This is a genomic window from Inquilinus limosus, from assembly GCF_002195995.1.
GTDB lineage: Bacteria > Pseudomonadota > Alphaproteobacteria > DSM-16000 > Inquilinaceae > Inquilinus > Inquilinus limosus_C.
In genome coordinates, this window is record NZ_NHON01000112.1 from 1 (window position 1) to 17,083 (window position 17,083).

General features: G+C 71.7%; 16 protein-coding genes. 3 read left to right on the forward strand and 13 right to left on the reverse strand.

The genetic code is table 11. The annotated features are described in order from the left end of the window. Both BWR60_RS31820 and cobA read right to left on the reverse strand, forming a co-directional pair. Positions 1-722 (reverse strand): cobyrinate a,c-diamide synthase (locus tag BWR60_RS31820; protein WP_144445828.1); only part of this gene is annotated, 722 nt, incomplete at its 3' end. 430 nt (positions 723-1,152) lie between these two features. Next, positions 1,153-1,992: a uroporphyrinogen-III C-methyltransferase gene (cobA, locus tag BWR60_RS31825; RefSeq protein WP_088156621.1), complete on the reverse strand. Its 840-nt coding sequence runs from the start codon at positions 1,990-1,992 to the stop codon at positions 1,153-1,155. Positions 1,993-2,088: 96 nt separating this feature from the next. On the opposite strand from cobA, the gene BWR60_RS31830 reads away from it, so the two are divergent. Further along, on the forward strand, positions 2,089-2,853 hold the full coding sequence (locus BWR60_RS31830) for a cobalt-precorrin-6A reductase (RefSeq protein ID WP_088156623.1): 765 nt from the start codon (positions 2,089-2,091) through the stop codon (positions 2,851-2,853). On the opposite strand, the gene BWR60_RS31835 is transcribed toward BWR60_RS31830, so the two are convergent. The 7 genes from BWR60_RS31835 to BWR60_RS31865 all read right to left on the reverse strand — a co-directional run bounded on the left by BWR60_RS31835 (position 2,837) and on the right by BWR60_RS31865 (position 10,270). Next, on the reverse strand, positions 2,837-3,415 hold the full coding sequence (locus BWR60_RS31835; protein ID WP_088156625.1) for a HupE/UreJ family protein: 579 nt from the start codon (positions 3,413-3,415) through the stop codon (positions 2,837-2,839). The genes BWR60_RS31830 and BWR60_RS31835 overlap by 17 nt on opposite strands. A 165-nt stretch (positions 3,416-3,580) precedes the next feature. Next, a complete protein-coding gene (gene cobM / locus BWR60_RS31840; RefSeq protein ID WP_088156627.1) occupies positions 3,581-4,363 on the reverse strand; it encodes a precorrin-4 C(11)-methyltransferase in 783 nt (260 codons plus the stop codon). Positions 4,364-4,583: 220 nt separating this feature from the next. Then, positions 4,584-6,383 carry a precorrin-3B C(17)-methyltransferase gene (gene cobJ / locus BWR60_RS31845; protein ID WP_088156629.1) on the reverse strand — a complete coding sequence of 600 codons (1,800 nt, stop codon included), beginning with the start codon at positions 6,381-6,383 and terminating at the stop codon, positions 4,584-4,586. Continuing rightward, on the reverse strand, positions 6,380-7,084 hold the full coding sequence (gene cobI / locus BWR60_RS31850) for a precorrin-2 C(20)-methyltransferase (RefSeq protein ID WP_088156631.1): 705 nt from the start codon (positions 7,082-7,084) through the stop codon (positions 6,380-6,382). The genes cobJ and cobI overlap by 4 nt, the downstream gene beginning before the upstream one ends. A 196-nt stretch (positions 7,085-7,280) precedes the next feature. Next, entirely contained in the window at positions 7,281-8,501 is a 1,221-nt protein-coding gene (cbiE, locus tag BWR60_RS31855; protein ID WP_088156633.1) for a precorrin-6y C5,15-methyltransferase (decarboxylating) subunit CbiE, read from the reverse strand. Next, the gene (locus BWR60_RS31860; RefSeq protein WP_088156635.1) at positions 8,501-9,124 is read right to left on the reverse strand and encodes a precorrin-8X methylmutase; all 624 of its coding nucleotides are present in this window, start codon (positions 9,122-9,124) and stop codon (positions 8,501-8,503) included. The genes cbiE and BWR60_RS31860 overlap by 1 nt, the downstream gene beginning before the upstream one ends. A gap of 6 nt (positions 9,125-9,130) precedes the next feature. Then, complete coding sequence (locus tag BWR60_RS31865; protein ID WP_088156637.1) at positions 9,131-10,270, reverse strand: sirohydrochlorin chelatase; 1,140 nt, start codon at positions 10,268-10,270, stop codon at positions 9,131-9,133. Between the two features lie 212 nt (positions 10,271-10,482). On the opposite strand from BWR60_RS31865, the gene BWR60_RS31870 reads away from it, so the two are divergent. Then, positions 10,483-11,364, forward strand: a complete 882-nt coding sequence (locus BWR60_RS31870) for an SDR family oxidoreductase (RefSeq protein ID WP_179222037.1) — start codon at positions 10,483-10,485, stop codon at positions 11,362-11,364. Positions 11,365-11,556: 192 nt separating this feature from the next. Here BWR60_RS31870 and BWR60_RS31875 read toward each other — a convergent pair whose 3' ends face one another. Further along, positions 11,557-13,623: a M3 family metallopeptidase gene (locus BWR60_RS31875; RefSeq protein ID WP_088156639.1), complete on the reverse strand. Its 2,067-nt coding sequence runs from the start codon at positions 13,621-13,623 to the stop codon at positions 11,557-11,559. 306 nt (positions 13,624-13,929) lie between these two features. Between BWR60_RS31875 and BWR60_RS31880 the strand changes: the two genes are divergently transcribed. Continuing rightward, positions 13,930-14,973, forward strand: a complete 1,044-nt coding sequence (locus BWR60_RS31880) for a calcium-binding protein (RefSeq protein WP_088156641.1) — start codon at positions 13,930-13,932, stop codon at positions 14,971-14,973. A 16-nt stretch (positions 14,974-14,989) separates the two neighbouring features. Here the strand turns inward: BWR60_RS31880 and BWR60_RS31885 are convergent, their stop codons facing one another. From BWR60_RS31885 to BWR60_RS31895, 3 genes are all read right to left on the reverse strand, one after another. Then, entirely contained in the window at positions 14,990-16,231 is a 1,242-nt protein-coding gene (locus BWR60_RS31885; protein ID WP_088156643.1) for a YeeE/YedE family protein, read from the reverse strand. Positions 16,232-16,377: 146 nt separating this feature from the next. Next, positions 16,378-16,737, reverse strand: a complete 360-nt coding sequence (locus BWR60_RS31890) for a YidB family protein (protein WP_088156645.1) — start codon at positions 16,735-16,737, stop codon at positions 16,378-16,380. Between the two features lie 102 nt (positions 16,738-16,839). After that, on the reverse strand, positions 16,840-17,083 hold a 244-nt coding region (locus tag BWR60_RS31895; protein WP_429913052.1), incomplete at its 5' end, for a hypothetical protein.

Sequence of the window (17,083 nt, forward strand, 5' to 3'; positions counted from 1 at the left end):
CCTACCCCCCTCCCGCGAGGGGAGGGGGGACTCGTGAGAGCGACTTGCTTCAGCCCCTCCCCATCCACCTCCGTCCCGACCGCCTCTCCGGCCGCCGCCAGGAACGCCTCTAGCGCCGCATGCTCGCCGGCCTGGACCAGGCCGAGATGGCGGGACGGCAGCGCCAGGGCCGGCAGCCGTGGAACCAGGCCGAGCACCGGCAGGCCGGCATGATCGGCGGCCCGGCGCAGGATCGCCGCGTGCCGGGCGCTGCCGATCCGGTTGAAGATCACCCCGGCGACCCGAACATCGGCGCGGAAGCCCCTGAACCCGGCCAGCACAGCGGCGGCGGAGAAGCCCTGGCCACCGGCATCCAGCACCAGCACCACCGGCCAGCCGAAGCGGGCGGCGAGGTCGGCCGCCGAGCCGTCGCCGACCGAGCCGGGCCCGGGCGCGCCGTCGAACAGCCCCATCGCCGCCTCGACCACCAGCAGCTCGGCATTCTCGGCCTGGCGGGCCGCCAGCGCATCCAGCGTCTGCGGCCGCATCGCCCAGGCGTCGAGGTTGACGCAGGGCCGGCCGCTCGCCGCCGCGTGGAAGGCGGGGTCGATATAGTCCGGCCCGGACTTGGCCGAGGCGACGGCCACGCCGCGGTCGCGCAGATGCCGCAGCAGGCCGAGCGTCACCACCGTCTTGCCGCTGCCGGAGGCCGGCGCCGCGATCATCAGGGCGGGAACAGGCATGGCTAGAACGTGCCGGCCAGAGGCACCGCACTCGCCCCCTCACCCGAAATCGCTGCGCGATTTCGACCTCTCCCCAAGGAGAGGTAAAGTCGCAACGCTCCAATCCCTTCTCGGGAAGCTACGGCGTGCACACATCGATCGGCGACACCGACGGCGAGCGTACAAACGAATTGCCTCTCCCGCTTGCGGGAGAGGTCGGACATCCGAAGGATGTCCGGGTGAGGGGATCGCGGCTTTGCCGAAAGCGCGGCTTTGCGGCAAGCGAGCGCATGATCCGCCCTTGTTCTGAAACGCAGCTCGTAGCGTCGCGGCCGGATTGCCCTCACCCGGTCTCGCTGCGCGAGCCCGACCTCTCCCGCAAGCGGGAGAGGCAAATTGACGGCGCCCGGAGATCGGTTAATCCGAGAGAGAGGGACGGGCGTCGAAGCCATCACCCTGCCTCGCCCTTCGCGCGGGTGCCGAGCGGATCCGGGATCAGGACCTTGCCGTCCAGCGCGCCGAGCCAGTCGAGCGCCTGGCGCAGCCGCACCACCTCGCCGACCACGACCACCGCCGGGGCCTCCATGCCCTGGGCCGCGACATCCTCCGCCGCGCGGGCCAGCGTGGTCTCCAGCACCCGCTGCTGCGGCGTCGTCGCGCGGCTGATCACCGCCACCGGCTCGTCCGGCGACCGGCCGCCCTCGATCAGATGCGCCGCGATCCGGGCGATGTGCTTGATCGCCATGTAAACCACGATCACAGGCGAGCCGCGGGCGATCGCGTCCCAGGCGACGCCGTGGGTCATGTCGCCGCTGGCGTCGTGGCCGGTCAGGAAAGTGACGGCGTGGTTGGTGTCGCGATGCGTCACCGGAATGCCGGCATAGGCCGGGCCGCCGACGCCGGCGGTGATGCCGGGGACGATGCGGAACGGGATGCCGGCCTCGACCAGGGCCAGCCCCTCCTCCCCGCCCCGGCCGAAGACGAAGGGGTCGCCGCCCTTCAGGCGCAGCACGCGCTTGCCGGACCGGGCCAGCTGGATCAGACGGGCGGTGATGTCGGGCTGCTTCGGCGACGGCTTGCCGCCGCGCTTGCCGGCGAATTCCAGCTGTGCGCCCGGCACCGCCAGGCCGATGATGGCGTCGGACACCAGCGCGTCATAGACCACGACATCGGCCGAGCGCAGCGCGTGCAGCGCGTGCAGGGTCAACAGGCCGGGATCGCCGGGACCGGCGCCGACCAGCCAGACCCAGCCGGGCTCGAAGGCCGGAAAGGGCAAGGGAAGATCAATCATCACCGGAACCTTAGAAGCCATGCCGCGACACCGCTAGGCAGCTTGCGACGCATGACATATGAGACGAGGCATGACCTGCAACCAGACGAAGCCCTGATGGCCGGCAGGCTGCTGATCCTGGGCGGCACCACCGAGGCCGCGGCGCTGGCCCGCGCTTTGGTCGACGCCGGAGCCTGGCAGGTCACCACCTCGCTGGCCGGGCGCACCCGGGCACCAGCGGCGCTGCCGGGCGCGGTGCGGATCGGCGGCTTCGGCGGCGCCGACGGGCTGGCGGCGTATCTGCGGGCCGGACGGATCGACCGGGTGATCGACGCCACCCATCCCTTCGCCGCCGCCATCTCCGCCCATGCCGCGGCCGCCTGCGCCGAACTGGGCATGCCGCTGCTGCGGATCGAGCGGCCGGCCTGGGCGCCGGTGCTGGGCGACCGCTGGATCGACGTGGCCGATGCCGCGGAGGCGACCGGCTGGCTGGCCGGGGCGCTGCCGGCCGGCTCCGCGGTGCTGCTGACACTGGGCCGGCAGGATGTGACGGCGTTCCGGCGCTGTCCGGATCTGCGCTTCGTGCTGCGCTCGATCGAGCCGCCGGCGCCGGAAGACCTGCCGCCGGACTGCCTGCTGCTGAATGAGCGCGGCCCGTTCACGCTGGACGGCGAGCGCGACTTGATCGCCCGGCACGGCATCCGTGCGATCGTCGCCAAGAATGCCGGCGGCGACGCCACGGCGGCGAAGCTGGCGGCGGCGCGCGAGGCGTCGATCCCGGTGGTCATGATCCGGCGCCCGGCACCCCCGGCGATGTCAGCCGCCACTGGGGCCGTGCCGGACGTCGCCGGGGCGCTGGACTGGCTCAGCCGGCCGCGATGACCACGCCGGCCACGGCGATGGCGGCGCCCAGCGCGCGCTCCACCGGGGCGAAGCGCAGCCGGTTCAGGCCCAGCGCCGCGCCGATGCCGATGCCGTGCAGGATCGCGGTCGCGGCGATGAAGCCGAGCCCGTAGGTCAGGGCCGAGGAATCCGGATGCATCTCGGCGCCATGGGCGTAGCCGTGGAACACGGCGAACACCCCGGTCACCGCCATGCCGACCCAGGCCACCGGCCGTACCGCCAGCGCGATCAGCGCGCCGAAGACGATGATCGACCCGGCGATGCCGAGCTCGACCATCGGCAGGCCCAGGCCCTCGATGCCGGCGACGCCGCCCAGCGCCATCAGGGTCAGGAAGGCCAGCGGCGCCTGCCAGATGTAGCGGCCGCCGACCTGGCCGGCCCAGATGCCGACCGCGACCATGGCGAGGATGTGGTCGAGGCCCGAGAACGGGTGCTCGAAGCCGGCCGAGAAGCCGACGACGTCATGCCCCGGATGGGCATAGGCCGCCACCGGCAGCAGCGTCGCCAGCGCGGTCAGGGCGAGGGTCTTGGCGAGTTTCATGGACGGGTCTCCAGGGTCAGGACGTCAGGGAATGAATGCCGGCCCATAATCCCAAACCGTCATGGCGAGGAGCGCAGCGACGTGGCCATCCAAGGGGCGGTGCCGCTGGATGGCCACGCCCCTTCGGGGCTCGCCATGACGGTTCGGGATTACGGGCCATCGGTATCACGCAGATGCAACTTTCGTGCCGCGCTTCGGGCGCAGCACATGGACATGCGCCGGGTCGTAGAGGGCGCTGTCGGTGAACGCGGTGTCGCCGCCCAGCACGCGGCCGACCAGGATCAGCGCGGTGCGGGTGATCTTCGCCGCGCGCACCCGGGCGCCGATATCGGCCAGGGTGCCGCGGATGATCTGCTGGTCCGGCCAGGTGGCGCGGTACACCACCACCACCGGGCAATCGGCGCCGTAGGTCGGCTCCAGCGCCCGGCGCACCGCCGGAATGTTGCGGATCGACAGATGGATCGCCAGGGTCGCGCCGGAGCGGCCGAGCGTCTCCAGCTCCTCGCCCGGCGGCATGGCCGAGGCCTTCATCGTGGTCCGCGTCAGGATCACGGTCTGGCTGACGTCGGGCAAGGTCAGCTCGGTGCCCAGGGCGGCGGCAGCCGCCGCGAAAGCCGGCACGCCGGGGGTGATGGTGTAGGCGATGCCCAGCGCCTTCAGCCGGCGGATCTGCTCGGCGATCGCGCCGTAGAGCGACGGGTCGCCGGAATGCACCCGGGCGACGTCCTGGCCGCGGGCGTGGGCAGCCTCGATCTCGGCGATGATCTGGTCGAGATGCAGCGGCGCGGTGTCGATCACCCGCGCGTCGGGCGGCGCATGCGCCACCACCGCCTCCGGCACCAGCGAGCCGGCATAGAGGCAGATCGGGCAGCGGGCGATCAGGTCGCGCCCCCGCAGGGTCAGCAGGTCCGGGTCGCCGGGGCCGGCGCCGATGAAATGCACGGTCATGCCCGCGCTCCTTCGAGAACGGACACCGCCGTCGCGCTATCCAGATTGCCTCTCCCGCTTGCGGGAGAGGTCGGAGACGCGAAGCGGCTCCGGGTGAGGGTCCTTCGTCGAGGCCGGTGCCAGCCCTCACCCGGACGTCCTGGCGGACGTCCGACCTCTCCCGCCCCGCGGGAGAGGCAACGCGCTGTCTCTCGCTTCATCGATCCGTTCGCCCTGCCCCTCATGCCCGCTGCGCCTCCGGCTTGTCGCCATAGCCGCGCGGCGTGTAGACGCGCGGGGTGCCGTCGCCGAGCGTCAACGCCCGGCTTTCCGAGGAGCCGACCAGCACCAGGGTCAGCATGTCGACCATGTCGACGGTCAGCGCGCCGAGCGTCGTGACGGTCAGGGTCTCGCCCTCACGGCCAAGATTGCGGCCCAGCACCACCGGCGTCGCCGCCGGGCGATGCCCCAGCAGGGTCTCCTGCGCCCGCGCCAGCTGGAAGCGGCGGCGCTGCGACACCGGGTTGTAGAAGGCGACGACGAAATCGCCCTGCGCCGCCGCCGCGATCCGCCGCTCGATCGCCGGCCAGGGCGTCATCAGGTCGGACAGCGAGATGGCGCAGAAATCATGGCCCAGCGGCGCGCCGATGCGGGACGCGGCCGCCTGCATCGCCGAGATTCCGGGCACGGTGGTGACCTCGACCCGGCGCCAGTCCGGCCGGCCGCCGCGCTCGATCAGCTCCCACAGCAGGCTGCCCATCGCGTAGATGCCGGCGTCGCCGGAGCAGATCAGGGCGACGTCCCGCCCCTCCGCCGCCAGGTCCAGCGCCGCGCGTACCCGCAGCTCCTCCTCGCCCAGCTTGTAGTCGTGCCGCGCCTTGCCGGCCGCGGCTGGGCCGAGCAGGTCGATGTACAGGCTGTAGCCGACCAGGTCGGTGGCCGCAGCGATCCGCCGGTCGGCCTCGGGTGCCCGCCAGTCGGACCGGCCCGGGCCCATGCCGATCAGCGCCAGCGTGCCGCGCCTGCGGCCGATCCGCCCGGGGTCGAGGATCGAAGGCGCCTCGGCCACGGCGCAGGTGGCGCGGCGCGACTTGTGCTTCTCGACGATGAGGCGGCCGCCCTCACCCGCTGCCGCGAGCGCCGCCGCCTCGGCCACGCCGTGGCAGCCGATCTCGCGGAACACCACCTCGGACGGGTTCGCGAGGCGCGGCGTCTCGGCCTCCAGCGTCGCCGGGTCGAACACGCGCAGCGGCAGGCCCAGCGTCCGCGCCGCCGCCTGCAGCCCGGCCTCGTCGGCCTTGAGGTCGACCGAGACCAGCGCCGCCACGGACTCCGGGGCCAGCCCGGCCTCGGCCAAGGTGTCGCGGATCAGCGCCTCGATCTCCGCCGCCTCGGCGCCGCGCTCGCAGCCGACGCCGACCGCCAGCCTCGCCGGGTGGAACACCAGCCGGTCGGGATCGGCCGGCGGCGTGCGCACGCTGGCGACGATCGCCTTGCGCGCGGCCGGGTCGAGCGGCAGCCCGGCCTCTGCCAGCCAGGGCAGGTCGCCGTCGATACGGACGGTCTCGCCGGCCAGAAGATCGGCGGCGAAGCTCTTGTAATCGCTGGACTCCGACAGCCGCCAGCCGGGCGGCGGATCGTCCAGCGCCACGCCGAAGCGCAGGTCGCCGGCGGTGGTGATCGCCGGGGCGATGCCGAGAATCTGCGCTACCTGCCGGGCCAGGTCGTTGGCGCCGTGATGGCCGCCCAGCAGCGGCACCACGGCGCTGCCATCCTCAGCCACCGCCAGCACAGGCGGCTCGCTGCGCTTGTCGGCCAGCAGCGGCGCCAGGATGCGGATCAGGGCGCCGGCGGCGCAGAGGCCGATGATCGGCTCGCCCGCCGCGAACAGGGTGCGCAGATGGTCGGCCAGCTTACCGAAGGCGATGTCGGCGCCGGTGACGCGGCAGGACGGCGCGTGGATCGCGGAGCCCGGCAGCAGCGGCTTGAGCCGCTGCGCGGTGGCGAGCCCGCCCGGGGTCAGGGTGATCAGCGCCGTCATCGCCACGCCGCCCCGCGCCGATGCGCCAGGATCATCGAGAAATAGGGCACGGATTCGGGGTCGACTTCGCTCAGCTTCAGCACGCGCTGATGGCCCAGCGTGGCCCGCTCGACATAGCGTGCATTCTCATACAATCCAGTTTCTTCAAGCAATTGTGATATCTTCTTGAAGTGACGCCTGAGCTTCATGATCGCCACGGCCTCGGCCGCCTGCAGCCTTGGCCGCAGCTCCTCCTCCGGCAGCGGCGCCGGCAAAACCGTCAGCACGTCGTTGCGGGCGGCCAGCGGCAGGCCGGTGGCGGCGGCGCAGGCGGTCAGCGACGAGACGCCGGGCACGACCTCGACCCGGTGGCGCTCCGCCAGCCGGCCGAACAGATACATGAAGGAGCCGTAGAAGAACGGGTCGCCCTCGCACAGCACCGCCACGTCGCGGCCAGCGTCGAGATGGCCGCCGATCTCGACCGCCGCAGCGTCGTAGACCGCCTGGGCCGGGGTCGGGTCGACCCGCATCGGCACGCGGATGGCGATCTCCATCTGGCCGCCCGGCAGATGCGACGCCACGATTGCACGGGCGAAGCTGTCGCCGACATCCGGCGCCGGATAGGCCAGCACCGGCACCGCCCGCAGCAGCCGCAGCGCCTTTAGCGTCACCAGCTCCGGATCGCCCGGCCCGACGCCGAGGCCGTAGAGGGTGCCGGTCATCTGCGTTGCCCTCGAGCCAAATCCCCTCTCCTCGGGGAGAGGGAGGGGCCCGACGCCGAAGGCGGCGGGAGGGTGAGGGGGAGAGCCGGCTTCGACATTGCGAACGACTCCAGGGGCCGGAGCCGCCCCCTCACCCGGAATCGCTGCGCGATTCCGACCTCTCCCCAAGGAGAGGTAAAGGGCCGCGGCCGCTCCATCACGCCTCACCCCACGGCTTCGTGGCAGTCCATTGCGTCACCGGCATCAGTGGGCGCCAGCCGTGATAGCCGCCGACCGGTTCGGCGCGTGAGACGGCGATGCGGGACAGGCTGCCGCCGAGCCGGGGCTGGTGGCCGATCACCGCGACCTCGCCCTCCGCCGTCACCACATTGGCGACCAGCCTTCCGCCCGGCGGCAGCGCCGCCCAGCAGGCCTCGACGACGCCCTCCGCCGTGATGCCGCCGCCGATGAACACCGCGTCGGGCCGCGGCAGGTCCTCGCCGAGAACCGTCGGCGCCTCGCCCCGCGCGACCTTGAGGAAGGGCGTGCCCAGCGCCGCCGCGTTCTGGGCGATCAGGGCCAGGCGGCCGTCGTCGCGCTCGACCGCCACGGCCCGGCAGCGCGGGTCGCTGCGCATCCACTCGATCGCGATCGAGCCGCAACCAGCGCCGACATCCCACAGCATCTGGCCGGGCGACGGCGCCAGCGCCGCCAGGGTGATGGCCCGGACCTCGCGCTTGGTCAGCTGGCCGTCATGGGCGAAGGCGTCGTCCGGCAGGCCCGGCACGGCCGGCAGCACGCGCGTGTCCGGCCCGGCGACGCAGTCGATGGCGATGGTGTTGAGGTCGTCGACCTCCCGGCCCCCCCACTCCGCGGCGGTGGCGCGGGTGAGGCGCTCGCCCTCCCCGCCCATCCGCTCCAGCACGACGAAGCCGCTGCGGCCCCAGCCGGTGCGGCGAAGCAACTCCGCCAGGCTCGCCGGGGTGGTGCGGTCGGCGCTGAGCACCAGGAGCTTCGCGCCGGGCTGGAGGTGCGGCACCACCAGCTCCAGCGGCCGTCCGTGCAGCGTCACCATGCGGGCCTCGACCAGCGGCCAGCCCAGCCGGGCGCAGGCCAGGCTGAAGGCCGAGGGCGTGGGCAGCACCACCATCTCGGCGATCGGGATGCGGCGCGACAGGGTGACGCCGACGCCGAAGCACATCGGGTCGCCGCTGGCCAGGACGCAGACCCGGCGGCCGCGCAGCGCCTCGATCTCCGGCACCAGGGCCAGCAGCTGCGGCGGCCAGGGGATGCGGCGGCGGCCATCCTCCGGCACCATCGCCAGGTGCCGCTTGCCGCCGACCACGATCTCGGCGCCGTCATAGAGGGCGCGGGCGGCCGGCGACAGGCCGGCCAGCCCGTCCTCGCCGATGCCGATGACGCTGAGCCAAGGGGCCATCAGATCCCCTCCCGCGCCAGGGCGTTGACCGCGGCCGAGGCCATGGCGCTGCCGCCGCGCCGGCCCGGCAGGGTCAGGAACGGCAGGTCGCTTTCGGCCAGGGCCGCCTTGGATTCGGCGGCGCCGACGAAGCCGACCGGGAAGCCCAGGATGGCGGCGGGCCTTGCCGCGCCTTCCTCCAGCAGCTCAAGCAGCCGGAACAGCGCGGTCGGGGCGTTGCCGATCGCCACCACCGCGCCGTCCAGCCGGTCGCGCCACAGATCGACCATCGCGGCGGAGCGGGTGGTGCCGAGGCGGTGGGCCAGATCGGGCAGCGACGGGTCGCCGATCAGCGACACGACCTCGTTTCCCGCCGGAAGGCGGGCACGGATGATGCCGGACTCGACCATCCGGCAATCGACCAGCACCGGCGCACCGGCCGCCAGCGCCGCCCGGCCGCGCGCAGCGACATCGAGGGTGAAGAGCAGGTCGTCGACCACCTCGACCATGCCGCAGGCATGCGCTACCCGCACCGCGAGCGCGGCCACGTCCGGCGGGAACCGCTCCAGCCGCGCCTCCGCCCGGATGGTGGCGAAGGACTGGCGGTAGATCGCTTCCGGGTCGCGGAGATAGGCGTGCGCCACCTGCCCTCACCCGGCCTTCTTCAGGCTCTTCGGCCCCAGCGGATGGTCGGCATGGGGATAGGGATGATGGTGGTGGCCATGGTCGTGGCTGTGCCTATGGCCATGATCGTGACCGTGCTCATGGCTGTGGTCATGCTCGTGATGGTGATGGCCGTCATCTTGATGATGGTGATGGTGGCCGTGATCGCCGTGGTGATGATGGTCATGCCCATGGTCATGGTGATGCCCATGATCGTGGTGATGGTGCGCCGGGCCGCCGGAGATGCCTTCGACGTGGTGGTGGTGGCTTTCCTGCGGCAGGCCGACCTCGGCCTCGAAGCCCAGCACCTGCATCCGGTACTTGCACATCTGGCAGTTCATGTTGCCGGTGCCGGCGAGGATCTCGGCGATCCGCTCCTCCAGCGTCTCCAGCACCAGCGGGTGGTCGTTCAGGTAGCGCGCCTTGACGAATTCGATGCCCGGATGGCGGGCGGCGACGGCGTCGGTGGCGTCATAGATCCGGTCGACCAGGATGCCGGTGAACAGGAAATACGGGAACACGACGATGCGGCGGTAGCCCAGCTTGGCGGCATGTTCCAGCGCCGGCTCGACCAGCGGGAAGGTGACGCCGGAATAGGCGGTCTCGCCCCAGCCGAAGCCGATGCCCTCCCACAGCATCCGCATCACCTTGGCGACATTGGAGTTGGCGTCGGGGTCCGAGGCGCCGCGGCCGACCACCACCAGCATGGTCTCGTGCAGCGGCACGGGCCCATCTTCCCGCTTGGCATCGGCGATCTCCACCGCCTCCTGCACCCGCTCGCCGGCGGCGCGCAGCATCTTCACGTCGATGCCCAGCTCGCGGCCGTAGCGGATGGTCAGGCCCGGGTTCTGCGCCTGGTAGGTGTTCAGCACCGAAGGAATGTCGTTCTTGGCGTGGCCGGCGGCGAACAGCATGCCGGGGATCGCCAGCACCTCGGTCACGCCCTTGGCGCGCAGCCGGTCCAGCCCGTCGCGGATGATCGGCCGGGCGAATTCGAGATAGCCGTAATCGACCTCGTATTGCGGCAGGCGGCGGCGCAGCTGCAGGGACACGGCGGCGAACTCGTCCACGGCCCCCTGGTCCCGGCTGCCATGGCCGCAGATCATCACGCCCAGCTTGCCCGCCATCATGCCCTCCTGGCTTCCCGCCATGCCGGCACGGCCGGGACGGGTCCCGGCAGCGGACGGTGGGCGGCACGCGCGGATATCGCTTGGATCTATCCGTCCAGAGACCCCGTTGCCTTTGAGCATCCCGGGGGCGTCGCGGGACGCACCGTCGACGTCCCGGCCGGCACATTGCTATAGGCTTCCCCTGGAAGGCAACAGCGACGCGACATGTGATGGACGATCTGCGACCCGGCCGTCTTTTCGTCTTCGGCCTCGGCTACAGCATGACCCGGCTGGCCCGGCGGCTGCGCGACCTCGGCTGGCAGGTCGCCGGCACCACGCGCGACGCCGACCGGCTGGAGCGGCTGCGGGACGAAGGCTTCGACGCCCATGCCTTCGGCCCGGACCAACCGCTGGACCCCGCGGCCCTGGCCGGGACCACGCATCTGATCCAGTCGATCTCGCCGGAGGAATCGGGCGACCCGGCGGTGCCGGCACTGGCCGAGGCGCTGCGGGCGCTGCCGCAGCTGGGCTGGGCCGGGTATCTCTCAACGCCGTCGGTCTATGGCGACCGCGGCGGTGCCTGGATCGACGAGACCGCCGATCCGACCCCGGGCTCGCCGCGCGGCTGGAAGCGGCTGGAGGCGGAGCGCGCCTGGTTCACGGCCTTTCAGAGCACCGGCGTGGCGGTGCAGGTGTTCCGCCTGGCCGGGATCTACGGGCCTGGGCGCAGCGCCCTCGACCAGCTGCGGCACGGCCGCGCCCGCCGCATCGACAAGCCGGGCCAGGTGTTCAACCGCATTCATGTCGACGATATCGGCAGCGTGCTGATGGCGTCGATGCGCGCACCCAATCCGGGCGCGATCTACAATGTCGCCGACGGCCACCCGTCCAGCCCGAACGACCCGATCGAGCATGCCGCCAAGCTGCTCGGCATCGACCCGCCGCCGTTGATTCCGTTCGAGCAGGCCGGCCTGTCGCCGCTCGGCCGCGAGTTCTACTCGGAGTGCAAGCGGCTGCGCGTCGACCGGATCATCGACGAGCTCGGGGCGCACCTGGCCTATCCGAGCTTCCGCGAGGGGCTGGACGCGATCTGGGCGGAGGAGCGGGCGTAGAGGCCACTCGGCGAAGGGCGGCGGATTTCGAGCGTCTGCGCGTGACCTCTCCCGCCTGGCGGGAGAGGTCGGACGTCCGCAGGACGGCCGGGTGAGGGTTGGCCCAGGCCTCGACAAACTCCCCTCACCCGGAGCCGCTTCGCGTCTCCGACCTCTCCCGCAAGCGGGAGAGGCCACGCAAAAAGCGATCCTCTATGCCGCCTCTGCCAAACCCCGCTTCTTCAGCAGCGCCGCCGGCTCCGGCGGGCGGCCGCGGAAGGCCTGGTAGGCCTCGGCCGGGTCGCGGCGGTAGCCGGCGGAATAGACGAACTCCGCCAGGCGCTGCGACACCGCCGGGTCGAAGATGTCGCCGGCCTCCTCGAAGGCGCCGAAGCCGTCCGCGTCCAGCACCTCGGACCACAGATAGCTGTAATAGCCGGCGGAATAGCCGCTGCCGGCGAAGACGTGCTGGAAATGCGGCGGCCGGTGCCGCATCACGATCGCCGACGGCATGCCGATGCGCTGCAAGGTCGCCCGCTCGAACGCCGCCGGGTCGGACGCGTCGGCGCCCGCGGCGTGGAAGTCGAGATCGACCAGGGCGGAGGAGATGAACTCGACCGTGGCGAAGCCCTGGTTGAAGCTGCGCGCCGCCAGCACCCGCTGCAGCAGCGCCTCCGGCATCGGCTCGCCGGTGCGGTAGTGCAGCGCGTGGCGGCGCAGGATCTCCGGCCGCTCCAGCCAGTGCTCGTAGAGCTGCGACGGGAACTCGACGAAGTCGCGCGCCACATTGGTGCCGGCGATCGTTGGGTAGGTCAGGTCCGACATCAGCCCGTGCAAAGCGTGGCCGAACTCGTGGAACAGGGTGCGGGCGTCGTCGAAGCTGAGCAGGCTCGGCGTGCCCTCCGCCACCTTGGCGAAGTTCATGACGTTGACGACGATCGGGCGCACCTCGCCGTCGAGACTCTCCTGCTCGCGGATCGCCTCCATCCAGGCGCCGCTGCGCTTGGACGGCCGGGCGAAATAGTCCCCGTAGAACAGCCCGACGAAGCGCCCGTCCCGGCCGGTCACCTCCCAGGTCCGGACATCGGGGTGCCAGACCGGCACGTCGGGCCGTTCCCGGAAGGACAGGCCGAACAGGCGGTGCGCCGTGTCGAAGGCGGCCTCGATGATCCGTTCGAGCTGCAGGTAGGGCTTGAGCTCGCTCTCGTCGAGGTCGAACTCCCGCTTGCGCTGCTGCTCGGCGTAGTAGCGCCAGTCCCAGGCGGCGACCTCGAAATTGCCGCCCTCCTCCGCCACCAGCGCCTGCAGCTTCTCCTGCTCGCGCAGGGCGCGGGCGCGGGCCGGCTGCCACACAGAGTTCAGCAGGCCGAGCGCCGCCTCCGGCGTCTTGGCCATGGTGTCGGCCAGGCGGAAATCGGCGTAGCTGGGATAGCCCAGCAGCTGGGCCTGCTCCGCCCGCAGCGCCACGGTCTCGGCGATGATCGGCCGGTTGTCGGCCGCGGCGCCCTCGCCGCGGGCGATCCAGGCCTTGAAGGCGGTCTCGCGCAGGTCGCGCCGGGTGGAGAATTGCAGGAACGGCTCGATGCTGGACCGGCCGAGCGTGATCGCGTGCCGGCCCGGCTGGCCGCGATCGGCTGCCGCCGCAGCGGCCGCGTCGCGCAGCTCCTGCGGCAGGCCGGCCAGGTCGGCCTCGCCGTCCAGCATCAGGGCATAGGCCTTCTCGTCGGCCAGGACGTTCTGGCCGAAGCTTGTGCCCAGCGTGGCCAGCCGCTCGACGATCTCGGACAGGCGGCGCTTCGCCGCCTCGTCCAGCCCGGCGCCGCTGCGGGTGAAGCCGAGATGGTAGCGCTCCAGCACCCGGCCCTGCTCCGGCGTCAGGCCGAGATCGCCGCGGCGGGCGAACAGGGCGTCGACCCGGCGGAACAGCGCCGGGTTCTGCTGGATCGCGTTGTGGTGCCGGGCCAGCAGCGGCGCGATATCGCGCTCCACCGCCTCCAGCGCGTCGTTGCTGTGGGCCGAGGTCAGGTTGAAGAAGGCGGCGGCGACCCGGCGCAGCGTCCGCCCGCTGCGCTCCAGCGCCGCGACGGTGTTGTCGAAGCTCGGCTCGGCCGGGTCGCCGGCGATCGCCGCGATCTCGCGGTCATGCTCGGCCAGGGCGGCATCGAAGGCCGGGCGGAAATGTGCGACCTCGATCCGCTGCCAGGGCGGGCTGCCGAAGGGCGCGGTCGACTCCGCGAGCAGCGGGTTGGCGGCGGTCGGGGTGGGCTGGTCGGAGCTCATCTGGGGCACCGCTGTGATCTGGATCCTTGGCCGCCAGACTAGCGAGGATCGCCGCCCCATGTCAGCAGCCGCGTCGCCGACCCGGACGGAGCCGGACCGTCGGATCAGCATCGATCTTCGAAGATTTGAAATCTTATAAATTTTGCATTGCAGCAAAATACTTCAGATATTGATTCACTTTCACAAAGATTTAATCGCGGAATTACTGTCATCGCGATGGCGGTTCCCACCCCGCGTCGCTAGCATACCCCCGTATTCCAACGAAGAGCCGCCGGACCGGAGTCCGGGGCCAGGAGGGGTTTGCAGATGACGACGCTGACCGTGAACGCGCCGAACGGCATCGACGGCGCGGGATTCTCCTTCGATGCCCTGGGACAGCTCGATTTCGACAATCCCAGGATCACCTCCCTCACCTCCACCGCCGGGCACATCAATTTCGACGGGGTGTCGATCGACATCGCCGGCACCGGCCTCGGCATCGGCCTGTTCGGCATCACCGGCGTCGTGAGCGGGCTGGTGCTGTCGCAGAACGGCGTCGCCATCGCCACGCTGTCCGGCATGTCGGCCAGCGCGGCGACGACCTATTCGCAGATCTCGAACGGCGACTTCACCGGCCTGGCCAACAGCCTGTTCGCCGGCAACGACAGCCAGACCGGGTCGCAGAAGGCCGACACCCTGTCCGGCCTGGCCGGCAACGACACGCTCAGCGGCCTCGCCGGCAACGACACGCTCGAGGGCGGCAACGGCAACGATGTCCTGCGCGGGGGCGCCGGGGCCGACCATCTGGTCGGCGGCTCCGGCATCGACATCGCCATGTACAGCGAAAGCTCGGTCGGCGTGACGGTCGATATCGCTGCCGGCAAGGGCATCGGCGGCAACGCCCAGGGCGACATACTGAGCGGCATCGAGGGCGTCTATGGCAGCTCCGGCAATGACGTCCTTTATGGCGGCGCCACCGCGAACACCCTGGTCGGCAATGCCGGCAACGACGTGATCGATGGCCGTGCCGGCCAGGACGGCCTGGGCGGCGGCGCCGGAGCCGATCGCTTCGTCTTCGACTCGATCACCCACAGCAAGGTGGCCGCCCCCGACCGGATCGCCGATTTCAGCCATGCCGAGGGCGACCGGATCGACCTGCGCCCGATCGACGCCAACACCGGCGCCGGCGGCAACCAGGCATTCAGCTTCATCGGCACGGCGGCGTTCGGCCATCACGCCGGCGAGCTGCATTACGCCATCACCGGCAGCACCACCACGGTCTCCGGCGACGTCAATGGCGACGCCAAGGCCGATTTCAGCATCGTCCTGACCGGCGCGATCCATCTGGTCGCGGCCGACTTCCTGCTGTGACCGGACCGAGCGGACGTCAGCAGCCGGTCAGGCGCGGCGTCCGCTCGACCTCCAGGGCAAAGGCCGGACGGAGATAAGTGCCGGCGACATTGCCGAAGAAGGCGGCGACCAGCCACAGCCAGCCATGCAGGCTGCCGGAGGCGATGCCCGAGAAATAGGCGCCGATGTTGCAGCCATAGGCCAGGCGGGCGCCGTAGCCGAGCAGCAGCCCGCCGACGACCGCTGCGGCGACCTGGCGGCCGGGGATCCGCCACACCGGCGCGAAGCGCCCGGCCAGGCCAGCGGCCAGCAGCGCGCCGACGATGATGCCGATATCCATCACCGAGGTGACGTCGCTCAGGATGCTGCCGTTCAGGGCCGCCGCACTGGCCGGCTTGGACCAATAGGGCCAGGAGGCCGGGTCGAACCCGACCAGCGCCGCCGCCTTGGAGCCCCACAGGGCGAAGGCCGAGGTGATGCCCCAGGGCCGCCCAGCCAGGGCCAGGGTGACGAAGTTCAGCACCGCCAGGGCGACGCCGCCCCAGACAAGCGGCCACGGGCCGCGCAGCAGGCGCTGCAGCCCGCGCGTCGCCGGCGCCTCGGACGCCACCAGGGCACCGTGGAGGCGGCGCTCGCGCAGCACGGTCAGGCCGGCGATGGCGGCGAACAGGGCGAGGCTGAGCGCCAGCGCCGGCCACAGTCCGAGGCTGGTGACCAGCGACACGGCCGGCAGCGAGGGCTGCGCCGTCCACCAGTGCAGATGCGCCGCGCCGACCGCAGAGCCGATGATGAAGAACACCAGGGTCAGCACCATGCGGGTCGAGCCGCCGCCGACCGTGTAGAGCGTGCCGGAGGCGCAGCCGCCGCCGAGCTGCATGCCGATGCCGAAGAGGAAGGCGCCGACCACCACCGAGACGCCGAGCGGCGAGACGTTGCCGCTGACCGGCTGGCCGAACAGCGTGCCGGCCGACAGCGCCGGGAAGAACAGCAGCACGGCCACCGCCAGCATCACCATCTGCGCCCTGAGGCCGGCGCCGCGGCCATCGGCGATGAAGACGCGCCAGGCCGAGGTGAAGCCGAACGCGGCGTGGTACAGCACCGCGCCGAGCGCCGCGCCCAGGACGTAGAGCGCCGCCTGGCGGGCATCGATCACTGCGGAGAGCAGCAGCACGCCGGCGAGCAGCACCAGGCCGGCCAGGCCGACGACGCGCCCGTTGATCGCCGGGGCAAGGCGGGGACCGGCGGAGACACCCCCGCCCGGAAGACTGACAGTCGACATCGCATGAATCCGGAAGCGATCGCCGCCGCGGCGATCTCCAGCGGATCACATGGACATGCCGTACAAAATGTCAATTCCAAATAATCAACACGCCGAAAATGGATTTCCGGCGTGTTGATCGGGCTGCGGGCCTGGACGGCGGAGCGTCAGGCGGTGGCGGGCGGCAGCGTGCCGTTCGGCGTGGCGTGGTCGACCGCGGCCGGCAGGTGCTGGGACAGGAAGGCCAGGACCTTGTCGGTGGGAATGCCGAGCGACGCGGCGATCTGCTGGACATGCTGGTCGCCCAGCGCGGCCTGGATCTGCTCGGCGCTGACCGGCAGGTTGCCGCCGGTGCCGATCCAGGAACTGACCTGGTCGCCGAGGCCGCCGGCCTGCAGCTTGGCCAGGATGCCCTGCAGCCCGCCGGCCTGGGCCAGGGCGTTGGACAGCAGCGCCGGAATGCCCTCCGGCGCCTCCTTGGCGATGAGGTCGCCGACGGCGCCCTTGATGTTGTCGAACAAGCTCATGATCGGCTCCCCGTCGCTGGGCGATGGAAGGGACAGTGACGCAGCACTCAGGTTGGGCGGGCGGCGCGCGCGGTCAGGCCGGCGCGCCGCCCCGGGCCCGGATCAGCTCTTCAGGCGGGCGTTGCACTGGCTGTAGTAGCCGCCGCCCTTCTCGATCCAGCGCAGGCCGCCATTGCCGTTGTTGGCCTTGTTGGCGTTGTACTGGTCGAGGCAGGTGTGCATCCGCGCCTTGCCCGGGGTCTCGTTCGCGTATTTCGACGAGACGGCCGTCGGGAACACCGCATTGCCGGCCGCCGCAGGCGCCGCCGGGGCCGCGACAGCGGGCTTGGCGGCCGCAGCGGGCGCC